Source organism: Arthrobacter sp. P1_B11 (assembly GCF_056406715.1).
In genome coordinates this window covers 40,914-50,002 of sequence record NZ_JBFTZQ010000009.1, presented here as the reverse complement: position 1 = coordinate 50,002, position 9,089 = coordinate 40,914, and the positions used below count along the sequence as shown (strand labels likewise).

Genomic DNA, 9,089 nt, shown 5'->3' with positions numbered 1-9,089 from the left:
AATCACCCCTTCCCAGACGCGTCGTGCCCTCCACCGAGGCGGGCCACGGATGCATGGATTTTGAGGGAAGGCATACTGTGAACATGAAATTCACCACCACCATTCAAGGCAGCGGCAACAAAGCGGGCATTAAGATTCCTGAGGACATCGTCAACGCACTCAATGCCGGCAGGCGGCCGCCGGTAGTCGTGACCATCAACGGCCAAAGCTACCGCAGCAGCATCGCGGTGATGGGCGGCCACAACATGGTGGGGGTCAGCGCGGCCAACCGGGAACTGACCGGCACGTCGGCCGGAGACACTGTTGAGGTCGACGTCGAATTGGACACACAGCCGCGGGTCATCAATGTTCCCGAAGACCTCGCCGCCGCCCTGGATGCCGAACCCGAGGCGAAAGCGTTCTACGCGACGCTCAACTACAGCAGCCAGCGGCGATACGTGGAGCCGATCGCGGATGCAAAAACGGAAGACACGCGCTCACGCCGGATCACCAAGGTGGTGGCCGACCTCAAGACAGGCAAGAAGTAGGCCGGCCGAAGCGGCCGGAGTTCTGTCCTGCGCCAAGGGCTCCGATCCAACCGGCGCATGCCACTTCCCTCAGGCTGGGCGCGCAGGGTGGTAGTGCGGGCGCCCGGCCGGTCGGTAGACCTGAATCGTCACGCCCTTCGTGTCGGCTCGCGAATCAACCAGGTCGAGCGCGACGTCCAAGCCCGTTTCGGGGAACAGCCGTGTGCCCTGACCCAAGACCACCGGGACAATCAGCAGCGTGAGCTCGTCGACTAACTCGTGCTCGAGCAACCACCGGACCAGGGCTCCGCTGCCGTGCACCTGCAGCTCACCTCCTGGCTGGGCCTTCAATTCGCCGACGGCCGCCGCAAGGTCGCCCGAGAGGACGGTCGTGCCCGCCCAGTGCGGATCGGTTATCGTGTTCGATGCAACGTACTTGGGTGCCTTGTTCAACGCCACACCGATCGGGTGTGCGCGCATCTGCTCGTTCGAGCCCCACGTGTCCGCGAAGATCTCATAGGTTCGCCGGCCAAACAAGAAAGCATCGGCGCGCCGGAACGTCTGGGTGATAAACGCCCCGGTCTCGTCATCGAAGACCCCCATGGCCCACCCGTCGCGCTCGAACCCGTCTCTGCGCTCATCATCGGTCGCGTGGCCGTTTCCTTGCACCACTCCGTCAACGGTGATCTGCGTCATTGTCGTCAGTTTCATTGCCGCCGCTCTGTTCCCTCGGAGACGCTTCATCGGCGATCCCGGACCTTGCTCCGAAACTCTGCCCGAAACCGAGCCATACCGCTAGCCTTGGGCACCTCCCGCGGAGGTCGCGGTCAAGGGCGGGCTACCGAATAACGCACATGGACTGCTCCCTAGCCTTAGATGACCACCTCCGGGTCAAGCAGCATCAGTGGGCGGTTAAGCCTTCCCCAGCTCAAAGCGATTCGCACCAGACGCTCGTCACTGGCGCCGTCGGCCGAGGACACAGAACTCGTTCCCTTCGGGGTCGGCCAACACGACCCAAGATTGCTCACCCTGGCCGATATCGACACGCTTTGCGCCATGAGCCACGAGACGAGCCACCTCGGCGTCCTGGTCATCCGGCCTGAAGTCCAGATGCAGTCGGCTCTTGCCCTTCTTGGGCTCATCGAGCCGGACGAAGTCCAACCCCGGCAGGCGATCCGGCTCGGCGCGGATCTCGAATTCGTCATTGGAGGAGTGGACCACCATCCAGCCGAGCGCCTCGGCCCACCATTGCCCCAAGGTCATCGGATCGAGCGAGTGGACGATCACCTGTTCCCATTCCAAGGTCATCAGCCCAGCCTATTGGTCAGGAGCCGGGCCGGGGACAATGACACGAGCAGCACACCAACTGTCCCGGCCGAGGAATACGAGCTGGGAGCTAGGTGTGGGACACACGGAACACTCACCTGCATGTTGAGGACCCGCGCGGACCTATCGACGGAACCTCTTAGTTTCTTGTCTAATAGTTGCGAAACATCACTCGATAGAGTCCAGCCGCGGCCTCGCCAACCCAGCCTTATCTCATGGAGGATTCAACCGTTGAAAACGCTGTTTCCCGCCTACCGGGTCTCCGATCGGGAGGCTTCCCTGACCTTCTACTCCATCCTCGGCTACCAGGTCCTGAGCACCGTCGAACTCGATGGTGAGTCGACTCTCTCCCTGCTCAAGCTTCCCGAGGAGCCGGCTGTCTCTTTGGAACTGGTCCATCGCCCGGCTGCCGGACCGGTGGACCCCGGCGGCTTCGAGCACCTTGCGGTGCAGGTGGACAATCTAGGGGCAACCTTGGACCGGTTGACCATCGCGGGCCTGAAACCGGGGCCGGTGGTTCGACACGGTGACGCCGACGGGCCGCCGTTTACGGCGATTCTCACTGACCCCGACGGATACGAAATCGAGCTGGTCGAGTGGCCTCCCGGACACGCGGACGGCATCACGGAGGCAGACGTCGTCACTGGCTGACATGGAAGCGTCCCACTTCGTTGAACCCGCGACACTTCACTTAGGCACTTCCCAAGCACGGTTTCAGTCCGTTTGTGGTCGGTGATGAGTGCTGCTGCAAGGCTGCGCGCGGCCCACTTACCGCCCACCATGGGCTGATTTTGGTCAAACCGCCACGGTTCGACCGCCAAAAACAGGAATGACCGACAGCGGTCATGTGAATCGCAGCGACAAATGTCACCCCCGGCCGCCCGTTAGCCGATCGGCCAACGGACAGACAGTGGCGTCTCGCCACTGGAGCTAATAGCTCCGCTTTGGTAGCTTTCAACGCATGGCCATCAAATTTGAGAATGTGGGTATCGCTGTTCGCGACATCGAAGCAGCAATCGCCTTTTTCACCGATCTCGGTCTTACACTCGTCGGCCGTGACACGGTCAAGGGCGAGTGGACCGATACTGCCGTTGGACTTGATGGAAACCATGCCAACATCGCGATGCTCCAGACCCCAGATGGTCATGGTCGACTCGAGCTCTTCGAATACATCCATCCCGAGGCGATCGAGTCGAACCCGACTCGGCCCAACGACATTGGCATGCACCGCGTGGCCTTCTCGGTAGACGACATCGATAAGGCCCTCGAGGTAGCTGCAAAGCACGGATGCCATCCGCTACGCGGTGTGGCGACCTATAAGGACGTCTATAAACTCACGTACCTCCGCGGCCCCAGCGGAATCCTCGTGATGCTCGCCCAGGAACTGAAGAAAGACTGACACCCGAATCGGCCCAATTGGCCTGTATTGCCAGGCCTCAGGGTCCAGAGACTGTCCGGTGAAGGACGGGCTTGCGGACACTCACTCGGTCTCCTCGTTGCCGGGCAGGCACCCCACGTGAGACGGCCCCAACCCGGTATCAGGGCGATGTGAATCAGAGCTGGCCAGTGGCCTTCCGTACCAGCTCCGCGATGACCTTCTCGTCGGCCGATGAGAGCTCGGTGATGGCGTATGACGTGGGCCACATTGTGCCATCGTCGAGCTGTGCCGGCCCGAAGAACGTGAGGTTGCCGTAGCGAGCCTTGAACCTCGCGCGCTCCTGGTAGAACAGCACGGGCTTGCCGTCCGCGTTGGCATAGGCGGGGCTGCCGTAGAGCAGCTTCGGGGCCAGCGACGGGGCGACCCCCATGACGATCGAGTGAATGCGCTCAGCGTTTTTCTTGTCCGGCTCGTCAAGTGAGGCGATCTTGTCGAGAACCGACTGTAAGGCCTCGGCGGCGCTCTGCCGCTCCTTTAGCTCCTTGGCGCGCTGCTTCATTGCGGCCCGCTCCTCGGGGGTGAACTTGGACCCAGAACCTTTCGACTCAGCCATGCGCCCATTCTTGCAGGCGAGGGTGAGCCCAGCGCTCCGTAGCGTCGTTCCGCAGGGCTGCGTGTCACGCTTGGCGTCGCCTAGGGGGATGGGTCTGCGAGCGGTGTGTACGGTACTGATATGGCTTCTCCGCAGACGCTAAGCGAGGCCGAGCGCCGCGTCGTCGCGATTTGGGCCGCAGACTGCGCTGAGCGAGTCCTGGCTTTATTTGAGGCAGAGGCACCGGCAGATGGTCGCCCCCGCGACGCCATCGCCCGAGCCCGGGCCTTCGCTCGCGGTGAGCGCAGTGCCGCCGAAGAGATCCGCCGGCGGTTTGTTGCGGGCCGTGCCGCACGCGAGGTGAATAGCCCTGCTGCGGTGGCTGCCGCCCGGTCTGCCACGCAAGCCGCATCCGTCGCCCACATGGGCGCGCACGCCTTGGGGGCAGCAGCGTATGCCGCGAAAGCGGCCGGACTGGCAGCGCCCGATCGGCCCCAGACGGTCGACGACGAGGTCCACTGGCAACTCGAGCACATGACTGCCGAAGCCCGGTCCGCGCTTCGGCGCTTGCCACCGCTGGGTGGGAATTCCGCCGGCCCGCTGGGGTCAGGACTTCTCGCGTCCGGAATCCTCGCCTCGATTATCCGCGCGATCCAGGCCGATTTGGCTCGCCCTGACCAGTCTGCCTCCTCCAGCTGAATCCGCCGCCCGTAAGCCGGTCGATCACCGTACTGTTGGTGCCCGGTGGCCGAACCTTTAGCGGGCAGCGGCAGCGGCAGCGGCACCACCGTCACAGCAGAACCTGGCGATGACAAGGGCGGTGCCAGCAAGGCGTCCCAACCAGATGACGACAAGGGCGGTGCCAGCAAGGCGTCCCAACCAGATGACGACAAGGGCGGTGCCAGCAAGGCGTCCCAACCAGATGATGACAAGGGCGGTGCCAGCAAGGCGACGGAACCGGGAGATGACAGCGGCGGCCATGGCGGCCACGGTACGGACCTCCCCGCATATGAAACGCACCCCAGAGGGCTGGCTGCTAGAGCCGCTAGAGGCCGGGGCGCAGTGGGGACGAGCCGTCGGGGCGGCTATGCGTCAGGGCGACCCACGAGGTCCAGTCAGCGGGGTTCGCCGACGGCCGCCCCAGCAGGAAGCCCTGTCCGGCTGTCACGCCCGCTTCGATGACTGCGTCGAGTTCGGCCTGCGTTTCAATTCCTTCGGCGACCAGCACCGCTCCTGTTTCACGGGCCAGTCCGCGCACCGCGGCGGCGGCCTCCCCGGCCTGACCGTGAACCAACCCACTGATGAAATCCCGGTCAAGTTTGATGATGTCCGGACGGATTTCGCGGATGCGCAGGATGGAACGGTCCTCACTGGAGAAGTCCATGGACAAGCTCGCGCCGTTGCGGCGAAGCAGATCCAGGGCGACGCTAATGGCTTCCCAGTCTTCCCCTGCACGCTGCCCTTCGCTGTCATGCCCGGTGAAATCGATGACCATCCTCTCCGGCGGCAGGGCGGATGTGAGCAGCAGGTATTGGACCCTGGGATCGGTGATGGCGGCCGGGCTGAGGTTGGCGGCGATGAACAGCGGGGAAGGGATCTCCTGCCCGGCAGTGATCGCACTTTCAAGGGCTGCTATTTCCAGGTCCATGCCGAGGCCGAGGGCAGCTGCGTCCCGGAACCAGGTGGCAGCGCGGGAGCCGTCGGTGCTGACGAATCGTGCCAGTGCCTCGAACCCGAGGACGTTTCCGCTGGGCAGTCTTCGGATGGGCTGCAGGGCCGTCAGCACCATCCGATTCTCCAACACGTCTTCAATCCGGTGTATCCGGCCGGCATCCAAGGAGCCCTGGTCAAGGTCATGGGTGCCGAACGGGAACGCCGTCTCGGCGGAGCCCTCCCCCGGGCGGGGTGCGGTCGCGTCCTCGGCCGCACCCGTCAGGCTTCTGGTCAGGATCAGATGTTCCAGCAACGCCCGCTCAGGGTGTCCCGGGTAGGCGGCGAGGCGTTCACGCAGCTGGCTTCTGGCCCACTCGCCTTCAGGATCCGGATCCTCCAGCACATGGCGGATGACCTCCGCCACCTGCCTTTGCAGACCACTGCCAAGACCCCTTGGCCGTGATCCTGGCCCGCCCGGATCCGGTACGGGTGACGCGCCAGGAGTCGGCGGGAAGGTGAACTCGTCGTTCGACATCGGCTATTTTCCTTGCTCCGGTGTTCGTACCGCTGCTGACTGGTGTTCCGGATCCGTGGAGGCCACCGGGTGTGATGACAATACCGTCAACAGTAGGCAAGATGCGCCCTAGGCGGTGCACGGCTTCACTGGTCTCCTGCTCTGCCGCGGCCGGCTCAAGGTCGTCGGCAACGAGCAGGATCGCAGCAACCTGGCGACTTTGGGCTTGCGGGCTACAGTCGGCACCGCCGTCGAGGGGGTCGACCTCGTACCAGCGTTCATCGAGCAAGCGACAGCACGATTTCCTGGTATCCCGTTCCGTGTGGCATCACTAACCAGCCACACGCCATACCCCCGGATACTCATGGCCCATTAAAGAGGCCGTTCAGATGCTCGCTGCGGCAGGTTTCGAAGTCGTCTCATATGAAAACCGAACTGGCCATCGACCTCATGCCGGCATTGCCGCACGCCTGCATAAGCGCCTGACGGCAATGAGCACAGTGAAGCAACAAGCCGCTATAGATGGGAGAGACTAGCCTAGGCCTGCCGGCGGTACACGGCTTCGACCACTTGGTACGGATCACGTTCGGGCACCAGGTTGTTCATGGTGATCCGTCCGCTGTTGCCGTCGCCGGGCTCGATGTGGATCTCCCAGCCCCAGTCAGGCCCGGACGGGGCGGCGTACCAGCCGGTCAGCCTGACCACGCCGTCGTCGCCGATTTCCCCGGCAAAGTTCATCCATTCCGGCCCGGAGTGGAAGGAATCAACCCACACCGCTGCCGCACCAGGTCCGGAGGCAGGGCCGGAGCCCAGGAGCAGCAGTCCGCTCTGCGGCTTGTCCTCATGCGACCACGTGTACTCGATGGTCACGAACTCCCGGGCGGTCACGGTGACGGTCGCAGTCGCCACGGATTCCTGGAACTCATCCGTGGGCATGATGCGCAGCCGGTTGTGGCCCTGCCAGGTGCCCACGAACGGGGCCATGGTTTCGGTAATCGTCATACCGGCAGTCTGGCCGGGATGCGCCGGCGCCGCCAGTAAGCGCACGCCTTTAGTTACGCGTGTCCTGCGTTGACACAAAACGACGCTTCGCCCCAGTCGTCCGCCAGTCAGCCCGGCCGGCGGTCGCCGGTCAGGCCGTGTTCGTAGGCGAAGATGACGGCGTGCACGCGGTCGCGCAGCCCGAGCTTCATCAGGATGCGGCCCACGTGGGTTTTCACCGTTGATTCGGTCACGAACATTCGTGCCCCGATCTCCGTGTTGGTAAGTCCTCCGGCGATGGCCGAGAAAATTTCCAGTTCCCTCGGTGTCAGGGCCGCGACGGCTTCGTCATCCCCGGAGGAGGGACCGGAGGGAAGCCTTTGGCTGAAGAGGTCCAGCATGCGGCGGCTGACCCTGGAGGAAATGGCGGCGTCTCCTCCGGCGACGGCTCTGATGGACGCGAGCAGCTCAGCTGGTCCCACATCCTTGAGCAGAAAACCACTGGCACCGGCCCGGAGCGCCGCGAAGGCATACTCGTCGAGATCGAAGGTCGTGAGGACAATGACGCGAGACTGCGGGCAGTCCTGGGCGATTAGCTCGGTCGCGGCGATGCCGTCAGTGTCCGGCATCCGCACATCCATCAGCACCACGTCCGGTGACAGGGTCCGACACATGTCGATTCCAGTCCTGCCGTCAGCGGCTTCGCCAACGACTTCCACCCCGTCCTGGGCATCCAGCACCATGCGGAATCCCATTCGGACAAGGGTCTGGTCATCAACGAGCAGTACTCGGATCGGGCGCGCGGGCGGGGTGGTCACCGTTTCCATGGGGCTCTCTTCTGCGGCGGGAACCCTGCGGTCACGGACCATCCTCCGCCGGCCAGAGGACCTGCCTGCACCGTGCCGCCATACAGTGCGACGCGCTCACGCATGCCCACGATGCCATGCCCGGCACGTTCGGCAGGAACGCCCCCTGGTTGCCCGTCGTCCGTCACCGAGACCATAATCGCCTCGGCGCTGAACTGCATGCCAACCGTGATCTCTGTGGCGCCTCTCGCGTACTTAAGCGCATTGGTGAGCCCTTCCTGGATGACCCGGTAGATGACCAGCTGTATCCCGGGATCGGCCGGAGGAACACCGGCCGACTGCAGGACCACGGGAAGGCCCGTAGAACGAAAAAGCTCTACCAGCGCCTGGACGTCCCCCACCCCGGGCGCAGGCGCTACTGCGCCCGCGGACTCCCCCTTGTCGCCTTCGTTCAGAACTCCGAGCATCCGGCGCATGTCCGCCACTGCAACGCGGCCCGTCTCGGCGACCTGGCGCATGGCTTGCACGGCGCGGGCAGGATCGGTAGGGGCGATCTCTGCCGAACCATGGGCCAGGGAAATCATCACTGCCAGCCCGTGCGAGACGATGTCGTGCATCTCCCGGGCGATCGCGTTGCGCTCAGCGGCAGCGGCAATGCTGGCCAGGTGCTCCCGTTCACGCATCAGCCGGTCGGCGCGGTCCACGAGGGCGGCCACGTAGCCGCGGCGCGTGCGTACGTTCAGGCCGGCCAACGCCGCGATCACGAGTAAGACGATCGCCTGGCCGGCTTGGCCAAGGTCCACCGTCGACCCGGGGAGGAGGACCGCGGCGAGAAGGAGGATCCCGCCGGTCCCCAGCAGGCCAAGGACGGCGCCCCGCACTGACCGGTAGACGGCGACGGCGTACAGCGCCATGGCTGTCGCCATCGCCGCGAAACTTGCCGGAACCGCGAAGGTGGCGAGCATGATCCCTGCCGTGGCGGCCAACGAAAAGATGGGAGTTCGACGGCGGATCAGCAGCGCAGTGCCCGAACCCAGAACAGCGAGCACTGGGAGCAGAAACCCCTGGCCCCCGTCGGTCGCGCCGACGTGAAAGGCGACAGCTGCCACCAGGGCCGGCACTGTGTACGAGGCAGCGACCAGGACGTCTGTGGTTCGCGGGCGAGAACGCCATCCGCCTCGCAAAATCGGTTCGTTCGACGGAACCGGCTCCGTCAAAGCCACTTCCGGCACCGCTGCCCGACGCTCAGCGTCCCCCGTCCCGGTCATGCTCCGGACTCTACCCGGCGTGGAGTGCATAAGGGTCCTTCGGTCTTCACTTAAGTAGGTGCTGT

12 protein-coding genes are annotated in these 9,089 nt (G+C 64.4%); 4 read left to right on the top strand and 8 right to left on the bottom strand.

Annotated features, from left to right (window positions below; translation table 11 throughout):
- Positions 1 to 83: 83 nt before the first annotated feature.
- Complete coding sequence (locus AC1D14_RS09450) at positions 84 to 527, top strand: YdeI/OmpD-associated family protein (RefSeq protein ID WP_476968342.1); 444 nt, start codon at positions 84 to 86, stop codon at positions 525 to 527.
- 69 nt (positions 528 to 596) lie between these two features.
- Here the strand turns inward: AC1D14_RS09450 and AC1D14_RS09445 are convergent, their stop codons facing one another.
- Together AC1D14_RS09445 and AC1D14_RS09440 are read right to left on the bottom strand one after the other, a co-directional pair.
- On the bottom strand, positions 597 to 1,202 hold the full coding sequence (locus AC1D14_RS09445; protein ID WP_476968341.1) for a dihydrofolate reductase family protein: 606 nt from the start codon (positions 1,200 to 1,202) through the stop codon (positions 597 to 599).
- 258 nt (positions 1,203 to 1,460) lie between these two features.
- Positions 1,461 to 1,814 (bottom strand): VOC family protein, encoded by a 354-nt coding sequence (locus AC1D14_RS09440; RefSeq protein ID WP_230118862.1) that lies wholly within the window; start codon positions 1,812 to 1,814, stop codon positions 1,461 to 1,463.
- 249 nt (positions 1,815 to 2,063) lie between these two features.
- Here AC1D14_RS09440 and AC1D14_RS09435 point away from each other — a divergent pair, with 249 nt between their 5' ends.
- Both AC1D14_RS09435 and AC1D14_RS09430 read left to right on the top strand, forming a co-directional pair.
- The gene (locus AC1D14_RS09435) at positions 2,064 to 2,483 is read left to right on the top strand and encodes a VOC family protein (protein ID WP_230118863.1); all 420 of its coding nucleotides are present in this window, start codon (positions 2,064 to 2,066) and stop codon (positions 2,481 to 2,483) included.
- A 310-nt stretch (positions 2,484 to 2,793) separates the two neighbouring features.
- On the top strand, positions 2,794 to 3,231 hold the full coding sequence (locus AC1D14_RS09430; RefSeq protein WP_230118864.1) for a VOC family protein: 438 nt from the start codon (positions 2,794 to 2,796) through the stop codon (positions 3,229 to 3,231).
- Between the two features lie 154 nt (positions 3,232 to 3,385).
- On the opposite strand, the gene AC1D14_RS09425 is transcribed toward AC1D14_RS09430, so the two are convergent.
- The gene (locus tag AC1D14_RS09425; RefSeq protein WP_476881235.1) at positions 3,386 to 3,823 is read right to left on the bottom strand and encodes a hypothetical protein; all 438 of its coding nucleotides are present in this window, start codon (positions 3,821 to 3,823) and stop codon (positions 3,386 to 3,388) included.
- A gap of 120 nt (positions 3,824 to 3,943) precedes the next feature.
- Between AC1D14_RS09425 and AC1D14_RS09420 the strand changes: the two genes are divergently transcribed.
- Positions 3,944 to 4,501: a putative immunity protein gene (locus AC1D14_RS09420; RefSeq protein WP_230118866.1), complete on the top strand. Its 558-nt coding sequence runs from the start codon at positions 3,944 to 3,946 to the stop codon at positions 4,499 to 4,501.
- A 57-nt stretch (positions 4,502 to 4,558) separates the two neighbouring features.
- On the opposite strand, the gene AC1D14_RS09415 is transcribed toward AC1D14_RS09420, so the two are convergent.
- From AC1D14_RS09415 to AC1D14_RS09395, 5 genes are all read right to left on the bottom strand, one after another.
- Entirely contained in the window at positions 4,559 to 4,792 is a 234-nt protein-coding gene (locus tag AC1D14_RS09415) for a hypothetical protein (RefSeq protein ID WP_476968340.1), read from the bottom strand.
- Positions 4,793 to 4,847: 55 nt separating this feature from the next.
- Positions 4,848 to 5,990: an EAL domain-containing protein gene (locus AC1D14_RS09410; RefSeq protein WP_476968339.1), complete on the bottom strand. Its 1,143-nt coding sequence runs from the start codon at positions 5,988 to 5,990 to the stop codon at positions 4,848 to 4,850.
- Positions 5,991 to 6,506: 516 nt separating this feature from the next.
- A complete protein-coding gene (locus tag AC1D14_RS09405; protein WP_230118869.1) occupies positions 6,507 to 6,971 on the bottom strand; it encodes a DUF1579 family protein in 465 nt (154 codons plus the stop codon).
- A 107-nt stretch (positions 6,972 to 7,078) separates the two neighbouring features.
- Positions 7,079 to 7,777, bottom strand: coding sequence for a response regulator (locus AC1D14_RS09400; RefSeq protein ID WP_476968338.1), 699 nt, complete (start codon positions 7,775 to 7,777; stop codon positions 7,079 to 7,081).
- Complete coding sequence (locus AC1D14_RS09395) at positions 7,765 to 9,024, bottom strand: sensor histidine kinase (protein WP_476968337.1); 1,260 nt, start codon at positions 9,022 to 9,024, stop codon at positions 7,765 to 7,767. The genes AC1D14_RS09400 and AC1D14_RS09395 overlap by 13 nt, the downstream gene beginning before the upstream one ends.
- Between the last annotated feature and the right edge of the window lie 65 nt (positions 9,025 to 9,089).